General features: G+C 37.3%; 18 protein-coding genes. 15 read left to right on the top strand and 3 right to left on the bottom strand.

Features of this window, described 5'->3' with window-relative positions:
- Positions 1–40 precede the first annotated feature (40 nt).
- Both V7112_RS02700 and V7112_RS02695 read right to left on the bottom strand, forming a co-directional pair.
- Positions 41–1,102, bottom strand: a complete 1,062-nt coding sequence (locus tag V7112_RS02700; RefSeq protein WP_335415047.1) for a YheC/YheD family endospore coat-associated protein — start codon at positions 1,100–1,102, stop codon at positions 41–43.
- Between the two features lie 30 nt (positions 1,103–1,132).
- On the bottom strand, positions 1,133–2,491 hold the full coding sequence (locus V7112_RS02695; RefSeq protein ID WP_335415044.1) for a YheC/YheD family endospore coat-associated protein: 1,359 nt from the start codon (positions 2,489–2,491) through the stop codon (positions 1,133–1,135).
- Positions 2,492–2,657: 166 nt separating this feature from the next.
- On the opposite strand from V7112_RS02695, the gene V7112_RS02690 reads away from it, so the two are divergent.
- The 7 genes from V7112_RS02690 (at position 2,658) to V7112_RS02660 (ending at position 10,990) form a co-directional block, all read left to right on the top strand.
- Positions 2,658–3,776 carry a DUF445 domain-containing protein gene (locus tag V7112_RS02690; protein WP_438823856.1) on the top strand — a complete coding sequence of 373 codons (1,119 nt, stop codon included), beginning with the start codon at positions 2,658–2,660 and terminating at the stop codon, positions 3,774–3,776.
- 134 nt (positions 3,777–3,910) lie between these two features.
- A complete protein-coding gene (locus V7112_RS02685; protein ID WP_335415038.1) occupies positions 3,911–4,267 on the top strand; it encodes a YlbF family regulator in 357 nt (118 codons plus the stop codon).
- Positions 4,268–4,393: 126 nt separating this feature from the next.
- On the top strand, positions 4,394–5,257 hold the full coding sequence (locus tag V7112_RS02680) for a Cof-type HAD-IIB family hydrolase (protein ID WP_335415035.1): 864 nt from the start codon (positions 4,394–4,396) through the stop codon (positions 5,255–5,257).
- 314 nt (positions 5,258–5,571) lie between these two features.
- Positions 5,572–7,086 (top strand): coproporphyrinogen III oxidase, encoded by a 1,515-nt coding sequence (locus V7112_RS02675; protein WP_335415032.1) that lies wholly within the window; start codon positions 5,572–5,574, stop codon positions 7,084–7,086.
- Positions 7,087–7,308: 222 nt separating this feature from the next.
- Positions 7,309–8,448 carry an acyl-CoA dehydrogenase family protein gene (locus tag V7112_RS02670; protein WP_335415030.1) on the top strand — a complete coding sequence of 380 codons (1,140 nt, stop codon included), beginning with the start codon at positions 7,309–7,311 and terminating at the stop codon, positions 8,446–8,448.
- 24 nt (positions 8,449–8,472) lie between these two features.
- Positions 8,473–10,092, top strand: a complete 1,620-nt coding sequence (locus V7112_RS02665) for a long-chain fatty acid--CoA ligase (RefSeq protein WP_335415026.1) — start codon at positions 8,473–8,475, stop codon at positions 10,090–10,092.
- Positions 10,093–10,198: 106 nt separating this feature from the next.
- Positions 10,199–10,990, top strand: a complete 792-nt coding sequence (locus V7112_RS02660) for an enoyl-CoA hydratase (protein WP_438823855.1) — start codon at positions 10,199–10,201, stop codon at positions 10,988–10,990.
- A 71-nt stretch (positions 10,991–11,061) separates the two neighbouring features.
- On the opposite strand, the gene V7112_RS02655 is transcribed toward V7112_RS02660, so the two are convergent.
- Positions 11,062–11,244 (bottom strand): YhzD family protein, encoded by a 183-nt coding sequence (locus V7112_RS02655; protein ID WP_335415020.1) that lies wholly within the window; start codon positions 11,242–11,244, stop codon positions 11,062–11,064.
- A 160-nt stretch (positions 11,245–11,404) separates the two neighbouring features.
- On the opposite strand from V7112_RS02655, the gene V7112_RS02650 reads away from it, so the two are divergent.
- From V7112_RS02650 to V7112_RS02615, 8 genes are all read left to right on the top strand, one after another.
- Positions 11,405–12,304 carry an ABC transporter ATP-binding protein gene (locus V7112_RS02650; protein WP_335415017.1) on the top strand — a complete coding sequence of 300 codons (900 nt, stop codon included), beginning with the start codon at positions 11,405–11,407 and terminating at the stop codon, positions 12,302–12,304.
- On the top strand, positions 12,297–13,550 hold the full coding sequence (locus V7112_RS02645; protein WP_335415015.1) for an ABC transporter permease: 1,254 nt from the start codon (positions 12,297–12,299) through the stop codon (positions 13,548–13,550). Before V7112_RS02650 ends, V7112_RS02645 begins: the two co-directional genes overlap by 8 nt.
- Before the next feature lie 151 nt (positions 13,551–13,701).
- Positions 13,702–14,934 (top strand): metallophosphoesterase family protein, encoded by a 1,233-nt coding sequence (locus V7112_RS02640; protein WP_335415012.1) that lies wholly within the window; start codon positions 13,702–13,704, stop codon positions 14,932–14,934.
- A gap of 4 nt (positions 14,935–14,938) precedes the next feature.
- Entirely contained in the window at positions 14,939–17,956 is a 3,018-nt protein-coding gene (locus tag V7112_RS02635) for an ATP-binding protein (protein WP_335415009.1), read from the top strand.
- Positions 17,957–18,026: 70 nt separating this feature from the next.
- Complete coding sequence (gene yhaM / locus V7112_RS02630; RefSeq protein ID WP_335415007.1) at positions 18,027–18,971, top strand: 3'-5' exoribonuclease YhaM; 945 nt, start codon at positions 18,027–18,029, stop codon at positions 18,969–18,971.
- 99 nt (positions 18,972–19,070) lie between these two features.
- Entirely contained in the window at positions 19,071–19,913 is an 843-nt protein-coding gene (locus V7112_RS02625; RefSeq protein WP_335415004.1) for a hypothetical protein, read from the top strand.
- A gap of 270 nt (positions 19,914–20,183) precedes the next feature.
- Positions 20,184–20,543, top strand: a complete 360-nt coding sequence (locus tag V7112_RS02620) for a YtxH domain-containing protein (protein WP_335415001.1) — start codon at positions 20,184–20,186, stop codon at positions 20,541–20,543.
- Positions 20,544–20,652: 109 nt separating this feature from the next.
- Positions 20,653–21,231, top strand: a complete 579-nt coding sequence (locus V7112_RS02615; protein ID WP_335414999.1) for an HTH-type transcriptional regulator Hpr — start codon at positions 20,653–20,655, stop codon at positions 21,229–21,231.
- The last annotated feature ends 258 nt before the right edge of the window (positions 21,232–21,489 follow it).

Genomic DNA, 21,489 nt, shown 5'->3' with positions numbered 1-21,489 from the left:
AGTTAGTCGATGTTCCTCAGTCAGGGCGCCTTCCGCTTTTCTAACTTGAATGAAGATAGAGGCAGTATTGTAATAGTGTTCTGTACAGGGTATCTTCTTTTTCTGGACTGGTTTCTAAAATAACCTTTCTACCCGGCTTCGAATTGGTATCTAAAATCCAGATGGCACCATCACTTGTCAATCCTAAATCAACTCCTATTTCGAACAGAGGTTCAAATTGATCTTCTAACAATTCGGGTAGCCTATTAATAATTGTATGAATATTATCCGAAAGTAATTGCTTTTGATGAAAAGACATATTTTCTGTCCAGCTTTCAAAAGTATGCGATTCACCTCCACCTCCCAAATTTGATATGAGATGATCCGGTAAACCAAGGCGAATTCCACGCCCTTGTTCAATCCATTTCCCTCTGCCGTCTTTTTGAAGTAAGATGCGAATATCAAAAGGACGATTCCCTTCATCATGTAGGGGTAAATAGTTTTGTAGTAAATATGGTTGACTGGTAATAACGGAATCCAACCACTTTTTTAAATCTCCTCTTGTCGTAAATTGCTTCTTTTTTAAAAGATTTGCGTCTTTATAGACGGCCTTAACATAATTACGATGAAGAAAAAGACCAATAATTCCTTTTCCCATTGATCCTTTCACTGGCTTAAGGATGATTTGATGCTTCTTCATTAAGGTTCGTAGGATGGCAGAAGAGGAGAGAGCTTGCTCAGTAGAAGGGATATAGGGTGATAATTCTATATCTTGACGTAAGGTATTGTAAATCTCCCATTTGTTTGGAAGTCCATGCCCTATAAATGCAGTTGCAGGACGCAATTTTAACCAGTTCATAATTGGCTGACTTTTTTTAGATACTTCATCACTCGAATAGAAGCAGCGGTCATATAAATACATGGGAATTTCAAACGTACTTTGTTCCCACGTGTTTGTAATGTGATTATATTTTTCTCCATGAACCAATTCAGAGGTAGGTTCAATCGATGTTGGAGTAAAGCGGTATAGCTGTATCCCTAATTCAGGAGCTCGTTTGGCAAGCTCTGTTGCATAGAATCGTTCCTGATTCGGATAAAGAGTAACAAAACCCAGTGAAATCATAAGACCCTCTCCTTTCTTAAATGTCTTTTTTTAATCTAAGTTGGATAGAAAGATACAGTGCTGTAAAATCGCTTTTGCACTTGGACGAATTTTGGTTGATAATTGATCCTGTTCCTGGTTTTTCGATGGTTTTGTGTTGACTTCAATAATCGTTGGTTTGCCATTTACATCAAGGGCTAAATCGATTCCCAGTTCTGCGAAAATTCCGTCATCCATTCCATCAATAATCGAGCAAACCTCTAGTGCTAAATCTTTCATTAACCGATTAATATGGGGAATTTGTTTTACATCAAAATTTTCGAGAAGGACTTGATAGACCTTTTGAATTTCTCCACCTCTTGCAAGATTTGAAACAAATTGATCCTTTGACGATACCCGGGCAATAATTGAAGTTAACTGCCATTTGTCACTCGATTGTTTTTGACATAGTACGCGAAAATCCAATGGTTTTTCTTTATATAATAAAAGTGAAATACATTGTTGAACAATAAATGTATGTTGTTTTAACCTTGGGAATAAGGATTGAAACAGAGATGCAAAGCCTTGATAGACAGTCTCTATGTCACCTGAAAAGGTTGTGTAATCCAATAAATATTTGTCTTCATCCGTTTTATGAATTCGGAAAATATTTCTTCCTTGACTGCCATGGACTGGTTTTACAAAAACACATTGATATTTCTCGAGCATTTCAAAAAGAACATCCTTACTCGTTAACAGCTCGGTGTCAGGGATATAGGAATGGAGATGCTCCTGCTCCTTTAAGATTTCATGTACTTCCCATTTATTTAAAAAGTGATCATTAAAATATGGAACATTGTTCATTTGCAATTCATTTGTAAAATCGATAAATTTTCTGGATTGTTCTCGTTTGCGCGAGTGAATCCGATTGTGGACCACCTGAGGGTATGGAACAATTGACTTTATCCATTTTCCATCTAAATAGATGTACCCATTATGGTTATAAAATGTATTTAAAGAGTATACATAAAAAAATACCCCGATTTCGTTTGCATAGAGTGCTATTTCCTTGCAAAACTCCTCGATTGAACCGAATGATATTTGAGCGTTCTTTTCGTTTACCTCTGTTAAAAGTCCAACGACAGGACCAATTTCAAGTCTATTTGTTGACCTCTTGTAAAGAGTTATTGAAAAATTCCCGGTAGGAAGCTGTAATTCTTTTAAAATGAAATCAGTACATTGGATCACTGGCTCGCCCTCATTAATAGATACGATTTCGACGAGAACACTATTCCTGCTGCAGATTAATTCAATTTTCTGTTCGTTTTGTAAGCCAAACTTCTTGAAGATGCTGTCACTCATTTTTATTTGCAAAGAGGAAACCTGCTCGTTTGAAACAGGAATCAACTCGATTAGAATTTTTTCCGTCATCTTGATAACCCCATTTGCTAAAACTTACGTTCAAACACTATAATTGATAAGGTGGTCTTCATAAAATTAGGCGAATGTCTGATATCGTATCGTATGAAAAAGTAAGGAATACTGTGACTTGGTCAAAGTTCATTTTTTAGAAGGTGATAGTGTGGATGTAATAGTAATGATTTTATTTATGATGGTGGTTGGAGCGATTATTGGAGGAGTAACGAATCATCTGGCAATTAAAATGCTGTTTAGGCCATATAAAGCCATTTATATTTGGGGAAAGCGACTCCCGTTTACTCCAGGATTAATCCCGAGACGAAGAGATGAATTGGCATATCAAATGGGAAGAACGGTAGTGGAGCATTTGTTAACCCCTGAAAGTTTAAAGAATAAGCTTAGAGATGAAAGCTTTGTCAGTACAATCGAGGGTTGGGCAAAGGAAGAAGTTGATAAGCTACTCGATACTGAGCAAAGCTTTACCGAGCTTTCGGAAAAACTGGGGATACATAATCTTGATGAAGTGGCCGAGGAAAAGTTAACTAGCTTTATTGAAAAAAAATATATTAGTCTTTTAGATGAAATGGGGACGAAGGAAATCGGGCATGTCATTCCTGAGGAACTGCTTGCAACAATCGAGGGGAAGTTTCCAGAGGCTGCAGATTTTATTGCGGAAAAAGGAATTGAGTATTTCGAAAGTGAAGAAGGAAAACTTCGTTTAAAAAGAATGATCGATGATTTTCTGGCGAACCGTGGCATGCTTGGAAATATGGTGCAAATGTTTTTAGGAAACACAAGCTTAATTGATAAAATTCAGCCGGAAATCGTAAAATTTCTGAGAAATCCAGGAACGAAGGAGCTTTTACATTCATTAATTAAAAAAGAGTGGAATAAGGTAAAAGCATGGGAGGTTAATAGAGTTGTCGAACAGATAGGTTCAGAAAAAATTCTTTCTTTCCTAAAAGACCAAACTCTGCACATTATCCCTGTTAAAAAATATCTTGCAACTCCTGCAAATGTGGTATTACTACCATATAAAAACCGAATCCTTGAAAATTTTGTTCCTAAAGGAATTGAAATGGCAGGCGAATTTGTGGCAAACCGTATTGATAAAATGATGAAAAGCCTCAAGCTAGAGGAAATTGTAAAGGAACAGGTTGGTACATTTTCGGTAGAGCGCTTGGAGGAAATGGTGCTAGGTATTTCAAAACGAGAATTCAAGATGATTACGTATTTAGGGGCATTGCTTGGTGGAATTATCGGTATTTTTCAAGGGATTATTGCCCAATTTTTTTAACAAACCGCCCTTTGTGGAATATGTTAGAATACCGTCTCTATATTAGGGGATTGGGATGAATTATGTGGAAATGTTTGGTATAGTGAAACAGAACCATTTTCCTCGTACTAAATCTGGAAAAGGAGGTAGGTAAAATGGGTGTAAATTTATATGATGTTGCGTATGGAGTTGAAAAGGCGATTCGTGAAAGCGATGAGTTTAAGCAGCTAAAGCAATTATACGATCAAGTCAACAATGATGAAGGTGCAAAGAAATTATTTGAAGCATTTAGAAACGTACAATTATCCCTTCAGCAAAAACAAATGATGGGTGAAGATATTTCTCAAGAAGAAGTAGAACAAGCTCAAAGACAAGTAGCACTTGTTCAACAACATGATACGATTGCAAGGCTTATGGAGGCTGAGCAGCGCATGAGTGTTGTCATCGGTGAACTAAACCAAATCATGCTAAAGCCGCTTGAAGAACTATATGGCAGCATGGACCAACAATAAGGATTGGATGAACCCTACGCCTAGGCGGGGGTTCTTTTTTTGCATGTGAAACCTAAAGTTCTAATCAGTTTCATTTTTTCATAACCATATGTATAGGGACACTCAACTGGAGAAGGAGGACCTCATATGTATAGGTTACTTGCAATAAATGTCGATGGCACACTACTGCGTCCGAATGGTCGGCTTCAAGGTGGAACAAAGGAAGCCATTGAATATGTCCGAGCAAAGGAAGTTTATGTGACTCTTGTAACAAGACGTCATTTTGCATCGACAAAAAAAATAGCAAAAGCATTAAAGCTAGACTCATTGCTAATTACGCATAATGGAGGATTTATTGGCGAAGATCTAAATGATCCGATTTATGTAAAACGGATTTCTGAAGAGAAAACATTTAACATTGTCCAGGTATTAGAAAACTTTAAATGTAGCATTCGCCTTCAGCACGAAAAGTTTTCTATTGGAAATCGAATGAGGTTCCCTGGTAATCTAATCGCAAAAGCGATGTTTGGCTCAGGCGACCCACTTTTTTATCCAATGCAGTTCGTCGATTCACTAGGAGACCATTTAACAGACAATCCTGTGGCACCACCTAAAATTGAGGTCTATTCACAAAGTGAAGATGAACTGGGGACAATCAAAGAAACAATCAATGAGCACTTTCGGGACATCCAGGTTGATTTAACTGAACCACATAAACTAGAAATCACACCATTAGGAGTTTCGAAGCTTAATGGGTTAAAAACTTTAGCAAATCATTTATCTATCCCATTACATGAAACAGTGGTTATCGGTGATTCGATAGATGATATTGAAATGATTCAATCTGTTGGGTTAGGGGTTGCGATGTGGAATGCACCGAAGGAAGTCAAATTTGCTGCCGACTGGGTGACTCGTTCCAATAGTATGAATGGGGTCTCCTACATGATTAAAGAGCATTTTCGCAAGCAGCAAAGAATTGAGTTCTTAAAGCAGATTAAAATTGAAAAATAAGGTAGGATTTTGCCTCCACATGATGTGGGGGTTTTTTAACTTTATTCAGTCGGGGTTCAGACACCGACTGAATAAAGTTAAAACCTCCGGCGAATGCCACAATTTTTCAAAGGTAATTTTTCGAGCATAAGATCAAAGACTAAGAACGCCACTTCCTGATGTCTTCGTCTTTGTGACCCACCTCGTGTGGGCCTAAAAAGATTAGGCAATAATACGCCAAGGCGTATTTGATTGGGAAAACTCTCATATTGATTAAAAATCGTACATTCTGTACACTTATATCAGCTAATTTTTTGAAAAGGTGATACAAAACTATGCGTATATTGTTCAAAGGGCCCCTGGATGACCGGTTTATTCGACCTTTACAGCTCATTACAAACCTATTTTTCGAGGAAAGTGAAATTTCAATCACGGAGCTAGAAGAACCAGAGCTTTTAGTAGACTTTCAATATGAATATAATAATCCTACGATTACCACATATGCCAAGCTAACTGACATGAAATCCGGTAACGTATTCGAAGGAAACTATAGTAAGGAGTTTCCACCGTTTGAGAATGAAAAAGAATTATTTAAAAAGATTAAAAATGGCGTATCACATGTATATGTAATGGCCATGCAAGACTTTACAGGTATTACTCAACCATGGGGAATGCTTACTGGCATCCGTCCGACAAAGCTTTTACACAAAAAAGTTCAACAAGGTGTATCTACGGAACTTGCACATAAGCAATTAAAGGAAGACTATTTAATTACCGAAGAAAAACTTGAATTAATGAGCCAAATTGTCGACCGCCAGCTTACGATGGTTCCTGATTTATATCAACTTCAAAATGAAGTGAGTATCTATATTGGGATACCTTTTTGTCCAACGAAATGTGCTTATTGTACATTCCCTGCATATGCCATCAATGGAAGACAAGGCTCAGTAGATTCCTTCCTTGGTGGACTTCATTACGAGATGCGCGAAATAGGTCGTTGGTTAAAAGAGAACAAGATTAAGATAACCACCGTCTATTACGGTGGTGGAACCCCAACAAGCATTACAGCTGAAGAGATGGACATGTTGTATGAAGAAATGTATCAGTCCTTCCCAGATGTTCAACATATTCGGGAAATCACTGTTGAAGCCGGTAGACCTGACACGATTACGCCGGAGAAACTAGATGTCTTAAAAAAGTGGAATATTGATCGAATCAGTATTAATCCGCAGTCCTATATTCAGGAAACATTAAAAGCGATCGGCCGTCATCACACAGTAGAAGAAACGATTGAAAAATTCCATCTAGCACGAAACATGGGAATGAACAACATTAATATGGACTTAATCATAGGCCTTCCTGGTGAAGGAGTGGAGGAGTTCAACTATACACTTTCTGAAACAGAAAAGCTTATGCCAGAATCATTAACCGTCCATACATTGTCCTTTAAGCGTGCTTCCGAAATGACGCGAAACAAGGAAAAGTATAAGGTTGCAGGACGTGAAGAAATTACCGAGATGATGAACAATGCTTCTACATGGACTGATAAACATGGCTATGTGCCTTACTATCTATATCGTATGAAGAACATTCTCGGGAACCTAGAAAATGTCGGCTATTCACTTCCTGGTCAAGAGAGCATCTACAATATAATGATTATGGAAGAAATGCAAACCATCATTGGGCTGGGCTGTGGAGCTGCTAGTAAATTTGTGGACCCAGTAACAGGGAAAATCACTCAGTTTGCAAACCCGAAGGATCCAAAATCCTACAATGACAATTTTGTGGAATATACGAATAAGAAAATCAATATTTTAAACGGGCTATTTGGAGTGGTGAAAGAGGTATAGGAAACTATACCTCTACTTTTTTTGATGAAAAAGAGGATTTTTCACTTTCATGAGGAATTATTCATGTAATGTTCCTCATAAAGATTAACAGACTCCTTTTTAAAATGTAAACGCTTTCTAAAATTTTTCTATCATAGTAGATTTTTAGCACCTATCCTAATATATACTCACCATTACACATATATTTTTTAAGAACGAACCCTTAAAGTAGGAGGGATAACGATGACAGAACGTTATTTACAAGATGAGCACCGAATTTTTCGGGATGCTTTTCGCAAGTTTCTTGATAAAGAAGCCTACCCCTTTTATAACGAATGGGAAAAAGACAGGATGATTCCACGGTCTTTTTGGACAAAAATGGGGGAAAATGGCTTCCTTTGCCCATGGGTAGATGAAAAATATGGGGGGTTCAATGCTGATTTTGCATATTCAGTAGTGATTAATGAAGAGCTTGAACGAGTTGGTGCAAGCATGATTGGAATCGGTCTTCATAGCGACATTGTGGTTCCTTATTTGAACGAATATGGAACAGAGGAACAAAAACAAAAATGGATTCCAAAATGTATTTCAGGTGAAATCATTACAGCAATTGCGATGACAGAGCCTGGTGCTGGTTCGGATTTAGCAGGCATCAAAACCACTGCAATCAAAGCTGGCGATCATTATATTGTCAATGGTCAGAAAACATTTATCACTAATGGCATTCACGCTGATTTAGTCATTGTGGTGTGTAAAACGGATCCAAAAGCAATGCATAGAGGAATAAGTTTGTTAGTAATTGAAAAGGATACTCCTGGATTTTCAAGAGGGAGGAAGCTCGATAAGGTTGGGCTTCATGCCCAAGATACGGCAGAGCTTATTTTTGAAGATGCAAAGGTTCCTGCTGAAAACCTCATTGGAATGGAAGGTAAGGGCTTCTATTATTTAATGCAACAGCTCCAACAGGAACGGCTGATTGTTGCAATATCGGCTCAAATCGCAGCTGAAACAATGCTAAAGTTAACCATGAAATATGTAAAAGAGCGCGAAGCTTTTGGGAAATCGATTAGTAAATTCCAACATGTTCAATTTAGACTTGCTGAAATGGCGACTGAAATTGAGATTGGCAGAACTTTTTTAGATGATTTAATTGAACAACATATCTCTGGAAAGGATGTGGTGACAAAGGTTTCAATGGCAAAATGGTGGTTAACCGATATGGCAAAAAAGGTAGCAGCGGAATGTATGCATCTCCATGGTGGCTACGGATATATGGAGGAATACGAGATTGCTAGAAGGTATCGCGACACTCCTGTATCGGCAATTTATGCAGGTACAAATGAAATTATGAAAACGATCATTGTGAAAAATATGGGGTTATAAATTTTTGATATGGGGGAATAGATTATGATGAATGTACCGTTGCTAGTTTCTTCAATGCTTGAGCGTGCAGAAAGGTATTTTCCAAAGAAAACGGTTATTTCGAGAACTTCATCTGGTATTGTAACCCATACTTATAAGGAGATAGGCGAACGAACAAGAAGACTATCAAGCGCACTGGAAAAAATAGGCGTGAACAAAGGTGATCGTGTTGGAACACTAGCATGGAATCATCATCGCCATCTTGAAGCTTATTTTGCCATACCTGGAATTGGAGCAGTCCTGCATACCATTAATATTCGCCTTACACCTGCACATATATGCTATATCATTAATCATGCGGAGGATAAGGTTTTGGTGTTTGACGAAGACCTGCTTCCATTATTAGAAAAAGTAAAGGATCAATTAAAAACAGTTGAAGCTTATGTCATTATGACGGATAAAGATGAACTGCCGGAATCGAATCTAGAACCCCTTTATCATTATGAAAAAATCATAAGCGAAGGGAATCCAACTTTTGAATTTAAGAAAGATTTAGATGAAAACGATCCGGTTGGAATGTGTTATACATCAGCAACAACGGGGAATCCTAAAGGAGTTATTTATTCTCACCGCGGAGTTGTGTTGCATAGCATGGCACTTGGTCTCGTTGATAGCGCTGGATTATCCGAAAGCGATATTGCGATGCCGGTTGTTCCAATGTTCCATGTAAATGCATGGGGCATACCGTTTGCTGCGGTATGGTTTGGAACAACACTTGTTATGCCAGGACCTTATTTTACTCCAAAGATTTTAGCTGAATTAATAGATTCCGAAAGGGTAACGACGTCAGCCGGAGTACCAACAATCTGGCTCGGGCTACTAAATGAATTAGAGCAAGGCGATTACGATACAAGCAGTTTAACCCGCATTTTATGTGGTGGTTCAGCAGCTCCAAAAGGGCTTATTAAAGCATTTGAATCGAAATATAAAATACCATTTATCCATGCATATGGGATGACGGAAACAACACCCCTTGTTGTTTTATCTCGTCTAAAAAGCTACCAAAATGATTTATCGGATGAAGAAAAATTAGAAATTCGTTCGAAGCAAGGGTCACTCGTTCCATTAGTTGAAATGAAAGTGATTGGGGCAAATGGGGAAGTTGCCAATGATGGAAAAGAAATGGGGGAGCTTTTGTTAAGGGGAAATTGGATTGCTGATGAATATTACAAGGATGAGCGGACAAATGAAGCGTTCCGTGATGGATGGCTCCATACTGGGGATGTTGTCACAATCGATGAAGAAGGTGTTGTCAAGATTGTAGACAGAACAAAGGATTTGATTAAGAGCGGTGGGGAATGGATCTCCTCAGTTGATATCGAAAATGCATTAATGGCTCATGATGCCGTATTTGAAGCTGCTGTTATTGCGGTCCCACATGAAAGATGGCAGGAACGGCCGGTGGCATGTGTTGTGTTGAAGGATGCTGCTAAGGAGAAAACCACTAAGGAGGAGCTATTCGAGTTTCTAAAGCCACAATTCGCAAAATGGTGGTTGCCGGATGATATTATCTTCATGGATGAAATTCCAAAAACATCGGTTGGAAAATTTTTGAAGAGAGCGTTAAGAGATCAGTTACAGGACTATTTGTCAAAGGTTAAATAATCTCCAAGGCCATCCAAAAAACTTTGGGTGGCCTTAAATTTAGAAAACGATTTCATTTAGATTCATATAATTGTATACTATTAGTAACACCACATAAGGGGGCTTAATAATGGCAACGGAACAAGTAGAAAAAGTGTTACTTCATATGGATGATCGAGTAGCGTATCTTACTCTTAATCGCCCTAAGTCACTAAATGCAATGGATGTTGAGATGTTAAACCAAATTTTACATAGTTTAAAAGAGGTAGCTGCCAATGATACAGTGGATATCCTTGTATTGGCGGGTAGTGGACATAGTTTTTCAGCCGGCGGAGACATTAAAACCATGCTGAGCTCAACTGATGATAGTGAATTCGAACCTGTAATGGAACTTATATCTGAAATAACCAAAACGCTTTATCTATTACCGAAATTAGTAATTAGTGCAATTCATGGCTCAGCAGCAGGATTTGGTTTAAGTTTAGCGCTAGGTGCTGATTATGTTATTGCCGACCGCCTATCAAGTATAGCTATGAATTTCATCCGCATTGGTTTGATTCCTGACGGAGGTGCACATTTCTTCCTTGAAAAAAGACTAGGCGAAGCAAAGGCTAAGCATGTTATGTGGGAAGGAAAGCAATTGTCTCCAGGGGAAGCATTGCACATCGGGTTAATTGATGAGGTTGCGGAGGAAGAATTGCAAACAGCTGTTATTCATAAGGTGAAAAAGTGGAAAAAGAGACCAATACTAGCAATGATTCAAACAAAAGCCATCTATAATCAAATGCACTTGACTGAACTTGAAAATATCCTTGAATTAGAAAAACAAGGACAATTTGCAATGAGAAATACAAAGGACCACCGCGAAGGCGTTCAAGCTTTTTTAGAGAAAAGAAAGCCGATTTTCAAAGGTGAATAATATAGGAAATCCTGCTGAATGCTCAGCAGGATTTTTTTACGAAAATAGCCAACTTCAACTGGAGTACCTAACTAACGATGAAATAACACTAATTTTCCATCGGAGCTTGTGCAGCGGTGTGTTGCCTCTAGATAATTTTTTTCTTTAAGAATCTTTTCCCCTGTTTCCTTTGCTTCTTTTTCAGTAGCTGCTTCAAATTTTTCTTCAAGTAATTTTTCTCCCGTTTTATCAAACACAGTTAGCATATAATTCATGTTAGATTCCCCTTCCCCAAAGTAAAAAATCTGATACTTAAAGTGTAGTAGATTGCAAATCTTCTCGCAACAAATAATCAAGTGAACGATGTGGTATGATAATTTGGTGAAACTTTTTTCCTATATAATCGTAGATACTACTGGAAAAGGGGGAATACAGATGGTATTACAACTAGAACATGTGACGAAGCGGTTCGGTAGTTTTACTGCCGTTGACAATCTGTCTATCGAAATTCCTGAACGGGAAATGTTTGGATTTCTAGGTGCAAATGGAGCTGGAAAGACGACAACATTTCGTATGATCTTAGGATTATTGGATGTAACGGATGGAAAGATTAGTTGGGATGGGAAAAAAATTAATTATGATACAAGCCACATGATCGGCTACCTACCAGAAGAAAGAGGTTTATATCCGAAAATGAAGGTACGCGATCAGCTTGTGTATTTAGCAAGACTACGAGGAATGCAAAAACAAGATATCTTAAAGCAAATTGATTACTGGCTAGAGCGATTTAAGGTACCTGAATATGCTACAAAAAAGGTTGAGGAACTTTCAAAAGGAAATCAGCAAAAAATCCAATTTATCGCTTCTGTTATTCATAAGCCAAAGCTTCTTATTCTGGATGAGCCATTCAGCGGACTTGACCCTGTGAATGTTGAAATTTTAAAAGACGCGGTTGTAGATTTGAAAAATGCAGGAACGTCAATTGTGTTTTCAAGTCACCGTATGGAGCATGTTGAGGAATTATGTGAGCATTTATGCATCATGCATCATGGGAAACCAGTCGTACATGGCACACTAAAGGATATTAAGCGATCCTTCGGAAAGAAAAACGTCATTGTCCATGCTGATTTTGATATTAGCCATTTAAAAACATTAGCAGGAGTGACAAAGTCAAAGGAAACAGCGGAGGGACTTCATCTACAGGTTGAAAGTGAAGAGATTTCACAAAAAATCCTTGAATCAATCGCAGGAAAAGGTTTTGTTCGAAAGTTTGTATTAGAAGAACCTTCTTTAAATGATATTTTTATCGAGAAGGTAGGTGCTTCCTATGAATAAATTTTGGATTATCTTATTTCACACATATGTGAGTAAATTAAAGACAAAATCCTTTATAATCACTACCCTTATAACTGCACTTATTATTTTTGGACTTGCCAATATTTCAACCATCATTGAAAAATTTGATGAGGATGAAACAAGTCATATTGCGGTTTTAACTGAGTCAGATGAGCTTTATCAGGCATATGAGCAAATTTTTACAGCAATGTCTAGTGATGTCGTACTTGAAAAAATGGACAAAACTGAAGAGCAAGCAAAAGATTTAGTAACTAATGAGGAAATTACAGGATATCTCATCTTGACAGAGACACCTGAGGGACTTCCAGAAGGAGTATATAAAGCTCCGTCGATAACCGACTCGGAAATAACGGGTCAGCTTGAACAGGCTCTACAGCAATTGAAGGTGACAATTGCAACTACAAAAGCGGGATTATCTGCTGAGCAGATCAATGAACTATATGCTCCTGTTCAATTTGAAAAACAAGCTCTTGAAGAAAATGCAAAATCTGAGGAAGAACTAAATCAAGCACGTGGCCTAGTATATGTCCTTTTATTTGTGATTTATTTTGCAGTTATTATGTACGCAAATATGATTGCAATGGAGGTTGCGACGGAAAAATCATCACGTGTGATGGAAATTCTTATTTCGAGTGTTTCTCCTATAAAGCAAATGTTTGGAAAGATTCTAGGTATTGCTTTACTTAGCTTAACCCAATTCGCTGTGATTTTGGCGGTTGGATATGGTTCCTTAAAGCAAAGCATGAGTGGAATGGAAGGCGGCTTTTTCGAAGTGTTCGGCTTTGGTGACCTGCCAGTTTCAACCTTTGTCTACGCTGGAGTTTTCTTCCTTTTAGGATATTTCCTATTTGCAACACTTGCAGCCTTTTTAGGTTCATTGGTAAGTCGAATCGAAGATGTTCAACAAATGATTACCCCGATGACCTTATTAATTGTTGCCGCTTTTATGATTGCAATGTTTGGTCTAACAAAACCAGAGTCTTCAGTGATTACAATTACATCGTTTATTCCGTTTTTTGCACCCATGATCATGTTTCTTCGTGTTGGCATGCTAACACTACCAGCCTGGGAAATCGCATTATCAATCGGAATACTTATCCTAACAATCACCATATTAGCTATATTCGGTGCTAGAGTCTACCGTGGAGGAGTCCTCATGTATGGGAAGTCATCCTCATTCAAAGACATTAAGAAAGCACTGCAATTAACAAAGAGTGATAAATAAGGAACCAGAGGGACGGTTCTCCTGGTCCCAATTTAACCGAGGGTAGATTACCACCCTCGGTTTTTTATGTGAAATTTCATAAAATAAGAACGTGCATTCGTATCCAGAGGGTGATAGAATAGTGGTAATAGAAATAAAGGGGGCGCCTGAGATGAATTCGATTACTTTTTTACATATCGCCGATTTGCATTTGGACAGCCCATTTTCAGGGTTAGCAAACCTACCGTCGAATGTTTTTAAGCGTGTTCAAGAAAGTACTTTCACATCTTTAACTAGATTAATCAATATTGCGATTGAAAAAAAGGTAGATTTCGTGGTCATTGCTGGTGATTTATTCGATGGAGAGGACCGAAGCCTTCGTGCACAATCAAGATTTCGAAAGGAAATGGAACGCCTGCAGGAAAATGACATCGAAGCATTTATCATCCACGGAAATCACGATCATCTTGGTGGAAATTGGCCGCACTTTGAATGGCCAAGCAATGTTCATGTGTTTCAAAATGAAAATGTCGAAGTGTTACCCTATATAAAAAATGGGGAAACACTTGCGAATATATACGGCTTTAGCTATGCAAAGAGAGCCGTACTCGAAAACAAAAGCCCATCATATGTGAAAAAAGAAGACGCATCCTTTCATATAGGGCTATTGCATGGGAGTAAAGAGGGGGAAAGTGCACATAGCCGCTATGCCCCATTCTTACTATCGGATCTCCAGCAAAAAGGATTTGATTATTGGGCCCTCGGTCATATTCACACAAGAGAGATTCTTTCCGTTGATCCTCCTATTATATATCCTGGAAATATCCAAGGTAGACATAAAAAAGAAACAGGTGAAAAAGGTGGTTACCTTGTAAAGCTTTCGAAAACCGGAGCAGACTATACATTTTTCCCAACCTCAGACCTTATATGGGGAAATACGACAATCGATATTTCTGAGGTTACTAGCTTTGACCAACTTGTCGATAGGTCACTTTCCCATTTAGATAATCTTCGCAAAGAAAATCAAGGCTTATTTGTAACGATTGAATATACAGGAACAGGACCGCTCCATGATGGGCTTCAAGAAAAAACAATGCAAGAAGACCTTTTATCCCTTTTAAACGATGATATTACAGGTAGGAACTTTGTATATGTTGTCGAATTGAAACAAACCACACAAATGGAATTTAATCGGGAAAAATTAAGACAGGAATCCCATTTTATTGGTGATTTGTTAGAAAACATGGAGACTTATCAAGACTTTAAAGAGGCACTTCTTCCTCTACGGAACCACCAAAGCTTCCGTAGGAATGTAGACACTTTTACAAGCGAAGAATTACAGGAAATGCTACGCGATGCTGAAAAGCTGATTCTTCGGGAACTCTATCAATCAAACAGGAGGTGATGGGATGAGGATCATTGGCATGCAAATCTATGGATATGGAAAACTAGAAAATGTGGAACTTGGACAAATATCACCCAATCTTCAAGTTTTTTATGGTCAAAATGAAGCGGGAAAATCCACACTTATGTCTTTTATTCATAGCATATTATTTGGATTTCCTACGAAGCAACAGAACGAACAACGGTATATTCCGAAAATAGGAACAAAATATGGTGGAAAGCTTATCATTCAGACTAATGATATTGGGACGATTATGATTGAAAGACTGCCGGGAAAAGCGGCTGGCGATGTATCCGTCTATTTACCAGATGGTACGATTAAAGGAGAAGATTTTATTTCTGAGCTTTTCCAAGGAATGGACAAAAACCTTTATCAAAATGTATATTCCTTCAATATCCACGGGCTTCAAGGTGTACATAACTTAAAGAGTGAGGATGTCGGAAGGTTTTTATTTTCTGCTGGAACAGTAGGAACGGATGCTTTACTTGAATTACAAATCAAATTAACAAAGGAAATGGACAGTTTATATAAACCAAAAGGGAAGAATCCCCCCCTAAATATGGAACTAATCCGTCTTAAGGATGAACATGGAAAAGTTTCGAAGTGGCAAGAAAAAAATAATGAATATGAGGGATTAATAGAAGAACAGGATCGAATGGAAAGTGAACTAGCAGGTCTAGATTCTAGAAAACAAGTCTTTAAGGATAAAATTAAAGTGTCGGAAAAGCTCCAATCGATTCAGCCTTTATTAGAAGAGTATCAAGCTTTAGAAAATCGATTACAGAGTTTACCCGTATTTGAGCCCTACCCAGAGGATGGATTGAAGCGTTTTGAACAACTACAGGCACTGATTAAACCATATGAAGCTCAATTAAAAACTTTAGAAAAAAAATTATTTGAATTTGGCCAGGAAAAAAGTTCAATCCAAGTATTCGCACAATATCTTGAGAATGAACAGCAAATTGTGGAATTGGTCGAAAATAAAAGCCTGTCCGCCGAAAAACGGAATAGACTACAGCTGGTATCAAAAGAGCTACAACAATGTGAGGAAGAAATACATCAACTCAAAAATAGACTCAATCTAGCCATCCCGGCAGAAAAAGTTCAGGAACTAGACCTAAGTATTGTTGCAAAAGATAGGTTTTCAGAAATTGTTTCCGAGACAGCACGTCATAAACAGCAGAAGCAATTCCTAGATGAACACTTTACTCGAGCAAAGGATGCGTTAGAGAATAGTGAATATAAACTTAAGGAACTTAAGCAGCAAGTACTATCTATTGAGGAAAGAGAAATTCTTGAAAAGAAGAAAAGCCAATATACAGCAAAAGAAAGCATGGAAAAAGAAATAGACTTGATTGAGGATGAAATAGAAAGAATCACCCAACAAATCCAAAGATTGAAAGTAAAGGAAACAGAAAATATAAATAAGCTAACTCGTTTATTTTATGGAATTGGTCTGGTTTTGCTTCTCTCATCTGTCTATTTTTATATCTCACAGGAATGGCTAACAGCCGGAATTTTAACCGTTTTCGCCCTGCTTGTGCTACCAATTGTAAAAATGGTCACATCAGGTATGTCTTCCTCCATCATTCATGAACTTAAAGCTGATAGAGAAAGATTAAAGAAAAAGTTGGACACGATTCAAGAAAAGCTTAAAAACCAGAATCCTATCGATGATAAGGATATCACAGTAAAACTTCTGCATGATCAGCAAGTAAGGCAGCAAATCGAAATCGAAAATGCTACTTTACAAATAAATGAACGGGCATATGATAAGGTGCTGTCAGGTTTTGAGGAATGGGAGAAAGTCAGTTTTTCTATTGATGAAAAAGCTGCAAACATAAAGAAAACATATGGGCTCCCACAGGAAGTATCAAATGAACGATTATTAGATGCTTTTCAAATCCTTGAGGCAATTCGAGATAAGAGCTTAAGTAGATATAAGCTTTTAGATCAAAAAAATGATCTGCAAATAGAAATTTCTAGCTTCCAGGATAAAATGAATTTGGTTGCAGGGCAATTAAACATACTGGGTCAAGATTCAGTCAAGATTGATCAATTAGCAATCCAATTAAAAGAAGAAAAAAGGAAGTATGAACAGCTTTTACAGATTGAAGCAAAATTAAAGGATGCAACTAATCAGATATCAGAACTAACTACGGAAATTGACCACCTTCAAAAGGAATGCCAAGTTTTGTGGGATATGGCTAAGGTTTCTAACGAGGAAGAGTTTCGGGCAAAGGGACAGGCTAATGATCACGCTAGAGAAATTAAAGAGAGAATGAACCTTCTTATGGCCCAGCTCGAAAGATTTGGAGAGTTAGTGAACAATTGCAATGTTGAAACAAATTATCAAAATCAAATTGAAGAAATGTCAGCTGAAATCACTCAACTTCAGGTAATCGAAAAAGAGGAGCAAAGCCAGTTGTCTGCCATCAAACATCGTGTGCAAGAGCTTGAAGAGGGTGGAACCTATGCAGATTTTCTTCATTCCTATGAGGCAAGTAAATCAGTAGTGAAGGACTATGCAAAAAAATGGGCAACGCTTGCTATTGCTAAGGATATTTTATCTAAAACAGTTGATCAGTATCGAAAACTTCGGCTTCCAAAGGTAATCGAAAAAGCTGAGCATTATTTTTCAATATTAACGAATGAAAAATATCGAAAAATCTACTTGGACAATGAAATAGATGGTTTTATTGTTGAGGATGAAAATGGACTTCGTTATCAACCAAATGAACTTAGTCAGGCAACCTCAGAGCAATTATATATTGCACTTCGATTTTCGCTTGCGAATACGATGCATCCAAATCAGTCTTATCCATTTATTATTGATGATAGCTTTGTTAACTTTGATTCATTTCGATTATCAAATGTAATCTCGTTAATAAAAGAACTTTCAGAGGACAACCAGGTTCTTTTATTTACATGTCATCCACATGTTGTGGAAGGATTTGGTGAGGGTAAACCTATCAAATTAGGTACCGATGTAATCAGTGAAAACCACAAAAGTGTGCTATAATTTTGGTAGATTTAGAGAAATTTCATTGGAGAATCAATTTAGATAAACTTAACTAGCAGGGGGAGAATATATGGTAAAGGGCATTGTTCATTATGATGTTGGACAGCAAGTTGATGTATTTTTATTTATTAAATCATCAACTAAAGGGATTGCAAGCAACGGGAAACCATTTCTTACTTTAATTTTTCAGGATAAGAGCGGAGAAATTGAAGCGAAGCTTTGGGATGCAACTCCTGAAGATGAGGTTCACTATGCAGCTCAAAAAATTGTTAGGCTTGCAGGGGAAATCAACAGTTACCGTGGTCGCAACCAGTTGAAAATCCGAAATATCCGTCCAGTAACGGATTTGGATGGAGTGACAATTTCAGACTTTCTCGAGGTTGCTCCGGTACCGCAGGATGAAATGGCTTCAAAAATTACACAATATATTTTTGAAATGAAGAATTCAAATATCCAGAGAATTACGAGACATCTATTAAAAAAACATCAAGCTGCCTTTTATGAATATCCAGCTGCAACTAAGAACCACCATGAATTCGTGTCAGGCCTTGCCTATCATGTTGTCTCTATGCTTGATTTGGCAAAATCAATTGCTCACCTTTATCCATCGTTGGATACGGACTTATTATACTCAGGAATCATCCTGCATGATTTAGGGAAAGTAACTGAGCTGTCAGGCCCTATTTCAACGACATATACAATTGAGGGAAATTTATTAGGTCATATTTCCATTATGGTAAATGAAATTGGACAGGCAGCAAAAGAACTCGGAATCGAAGAGGAAGAAGTAACCGTTCTTCAGCACATTATTCTAAGCCACCACGGAAAAGCTGAATGGGGTAGCCCTAAGCCTCCTATGATCAAGGAAGCTGAAATTCTTCATTATATTGATAATCTAGATGCAAAAATGAACATGTTAGACCGTGCTTTAGAACGTGTGAAACCAGGTGAATTCTCAGAACGCGTCTTTGCCCTAGATAATAGAAGCTTTTATAAGCCAACTTTTCATATTTAAACAACGATAAACTCGACTCTAATTTTAAAGAGTCGAGTTTTTTTATAATAGAATTTTACTTTTCATGGAAAGCTATGAAAAAAAAGAGGTACGCAAAAAATGGTAAAAGTAATACTTCTATTTTTTCTTTTATTTTTTTCAACCCATGATTATACAGTAAAGGCAACAACCGAATATGATGAAAAAGACAGCCCATTAAGCTTTAAGGTAGAAATGATTCCATGGGATATGGTGAATGAAATCCTTCCTAGAAAATCTTTTTTTACAATCATTGATGTTGAAACTGGCCTTCAATTTCGCGTGCAAAGAAGGGCGGGAAGCAGACATGCAGATGTTCAACCACTTACAATTGATGATACGAAAATAATGAAAAAAATCTATAGTGGGAAATGGAGCTGGAAGCGAAGAGCAATAATAGTGAAATATGGTGATCAAATGATTGCAGCTTCGATGCATGGAATGCCACATGGGGCAGGCGCATTAAAAAACGGTTTTCCTGGCCATTTTTGTGTTCATTTCTTAGGGAGTACCACCCACACATCAAAAGAGCCTGATTTTGCTCATAAGCTTATGTTATTAAAAGCGGGCGGAAAGCTAGATGAATACATCGGCAATGCTGACCCGTATCACCTCATTGAAATATTTGCTACAGGGATTAATCAAACAGACCGGGAAATAATTAAGCAAACATTGATTCCTAATTCTAAAAATAAGAAGCTTTATAAAACATTAAATCAAATTACAATATTTTCAATCACAAATATGTCTTATTTGCCTTTAAGTGATTTAAAAGGTCTCTTAAGCATGGAAATTCCTGTGGAGGTCGAAATTTACCGAGAAAACCAAGGGAGAGAACGAAAACAAATTGTTTTCATTTTAGTTCGTAATAGTATTGTTGACCGTTGGTATATCCAACAAACTGAATTGCAACAACAACTCTAATTTTGTCCCGCATTAACGGGCAGTAAGATCCCCTGTGGTGATCAACTACCCGTAAAAGCACAATTTATGGGAACAAAGACTAAGAACGGCACTTCCTGTGGCAACGTCTTTGTGACCCACATCATGTGGGAATCAACTAACCATCAGTCGGGCATGAGGATAACCCCAACCGATGGAAGTCTCACTTTATAAAAAATATGAAAATGAAAGAGGATTTTTGCAGTTTTTGTTGAATTCTGTAAATGATGGTTTCGTTAAGGAGTGATGAAGATGACGTCAACTAAGTCTCTGTTTTATGGTTTGTTAATTGGTAGTGTAATTGGCGGTGTATCCGTACTTTTAAGTACGCCAGCTTCTGGAAAAGAATTTAGAAGGACATTGAAAAATAATCAAAAACATATTGTCGAAACATGGTCTCAAGTCGTTTCAGAAGGAAAATCTCTTACTGAACAAGTTTCTAAGTCAACTAAACAAGCGGTAAATGCTATAACTGAAGTTTCGGGTGAATTTACGAATTCACTAAATCACTGGAAAAAAGAAATTGAAGGCAATCAAAAAAATATTCAAAAAGAGCTTTCTGAAATAGAAAGCTCTTTAGAAAAACTAGAGAAAGCGGTTACGACCAAGTGAATTCGAAATTTTTTCACCTAATTGAAAGATTTCGTAAATTTACATCTTTATTAATTTTTATTTTATTGGCATAATAGTAATAAGAGAAAATAGAAAAGTGGGTGAATCTATGAAACATGAAGAAAAAATGGCCTCCATCAAAGAAGCGCTCCTTTTTAGTCAGAGAATCGCACAGCTTAGTAAGGCATTATGGAAGTCTATTGAAAAGGACTGGCAACAATGGATCAAGCCTTATGACTTAAATATTAATGAGCATCATATTATTTGGATAGCGTATCATTTGAAAGGTGCTTCTATTTCAGAGATTGCTAAGTTTGGAGTTATGCATGTTTCGACTGCATTTAACTTTTCTAAAAAGTTAGAGGAACGTGGACTACTACAATTTTCAAAAAAGGAGAATGATAAGCGTAACACGTATATCGAGTTGACTCCAGAAGGAGAAGAAATCTTTTTAAAAATTGTGGAAGCCTATAATCCTAGTAAAAATGGAGTATTGGAAGGGGCTATTCCACTTAAAAAACTTTACGGTAAGTTTCCAGAAATCGTTGAAGTAATGAGCATTGTCCGCAATATTTACGGTGACGATTATATGGAAATCTTCGAAAAGTCTTTCAAAAATTTCGAAGATGATTTTATTGAGGTAGATGGCAAGCTTTACAAACGTGTTGAAGAAAAATTAGAAATGTAGTCTTTTATGTAAAAGCGGCGTGAAACGAACAAATCCCTCCGCTTTTTATTTTTTGGAAAAACATGTTCAATGATTCACATTGTTCGCAAAAACCGCGAAAAAAGTCGAAAAATCATGTGTTTTATCGTTCTTTCGGATACCTATTGCATTTTTGTTAGAAACACAGTAAAGTAATTTAGTAAGTTTAGAGTATCTAATTTATTCTATTCAGTCGGAGTTTTGACTCCGAATGAATAAAATGAAAGCCTCCGGCGGATG

This window comes from Bacillus sp. JJ1566 (genome assembly GCF_036962685.1).
GTDB lineage: Bacteria > Bacillota > Bacilli > Bacillales > Bacillaceae_L > Ferdinandcohnia.
The sequence above is the reverse complement of the archived record's forward strand: the minus strand, read 5'-3'. Positions and strand labels throughout refer to the sequence as shown.

Bases quoted from the DNA above. Each gene is read 5' to 3' on its own strand.
- V7112_RS02685 (WP_335415038.1), top strand. From the start codon at position 3,911: ATGGGTGTAAATTTATATGATGTTGCGTATGGAGTTGAAAAGGCGATT.
- V7112_RS02700 (WP_335415047.1), bottom strand. From the start codon at position 1,102: ATGATTTCACTGGGTTTTGTTACTCTTTATCCGAATCAGGAACGATTC.
- yhaM (WP_335415007.1), top strand. From the start codon at position 18,027: ATGGTAAAGGGCATTGTTCATTATGATGTTGGACAGCAAGTTGATGTA.
- V7112_RS02675 (WP_335415032.1), top strand. From the start codon at position 5,572: ATGCGTATATTGTTCAAAGGGCCCCTGGATGACCGGTTTATTCGACCT.
- V7112_RS02665 (WP_335415026.1), top strand. From the start codon at position 8,473: ATGATGAATGTACCGTTGCTAGTTTCTTCAATGCTTGAGCGTGCAGAA.
- V7112_RS02620 (WP_335415001.1), top strand. From the start codon at position 20,184: ATGACGTCAACTAAGTCTCTGTTTTATGGTTTGTTAATTGGTAGTGTA.
- V7112_RS02625 (WP_335415004.1), top strand. From the start codon at position 19,071: ATGGTAAAAGTAATACTTCTATTTTTTCTTTTATTTTTTTCAACCCAT.
- V7112_RS02670 (WP_335415030.1), top strand. From the start codon at position 7,309: ATGACAGAACGTTATTTACAAGATGAGCACCGAATTTTTCGGGATGCT.
- V7112_RS02680 (WP_335415035.1), top strand. From the start codon at position 4,394: ATGTATAGGTTACTTGCAATAAATGTCGATGGCACACTACTGCGTCCG.
- V7112_RS02635 (WP_335415009.1), top strand. From the start codon at position 14,939: ATGAGGATCATTGGCATGCAAATCTATGGATATGGAAAACTAGAAAAT.
- V7112_RS02655 (WP_335415020.1), bottom strand. From the start codon at position 11,244: ATGAATTATATGCTAACTGTGTTTGATAAAACGGGAGAAAAATTACTT.
- V7112_RS02640 (WP_335415012.1), top strand. From the start codon at position 13,702: ATGAATTCGATTACTTTTTTACATATCGCCGATTTGCATTTGGACAGC.
- V7112_RS02690 (WP_438823856.1), top strand. From the start codon at position 2,658: ATGATTTTATTTATGATGGTGGTTGGAGCGATTATTGGAGGAGTAACG.
- V7112_RS02645 (WP_335415015.1), top strand. From the start codon at position 12,297: ATGAATAAATTTTGGATTATCTTATTTCACACATATGTGAGTAAATTA.
- V7112_RS02695 (WP_335415044.1), bottom strand. From the start codon at position 2,491: ATGACGGAAAAAATTCTAATCGAGTTGATTCCTGTTTCAAACGAGCAG.
- V7112_RS02615 (WP_335414999.1), top strand. From the start codon at position 20,653: ATGAAACATGAAGAAAAAATGGCCTCCATCAAAGAAGCGCTCCTTTTT.
- V7112_RS02650 (WP_335415017.1), top strand. From the start codon at position 11,405: ATGGTATTACAACTAGAACATGTGACGAAGCGGTTCGGTAGTTTTACT.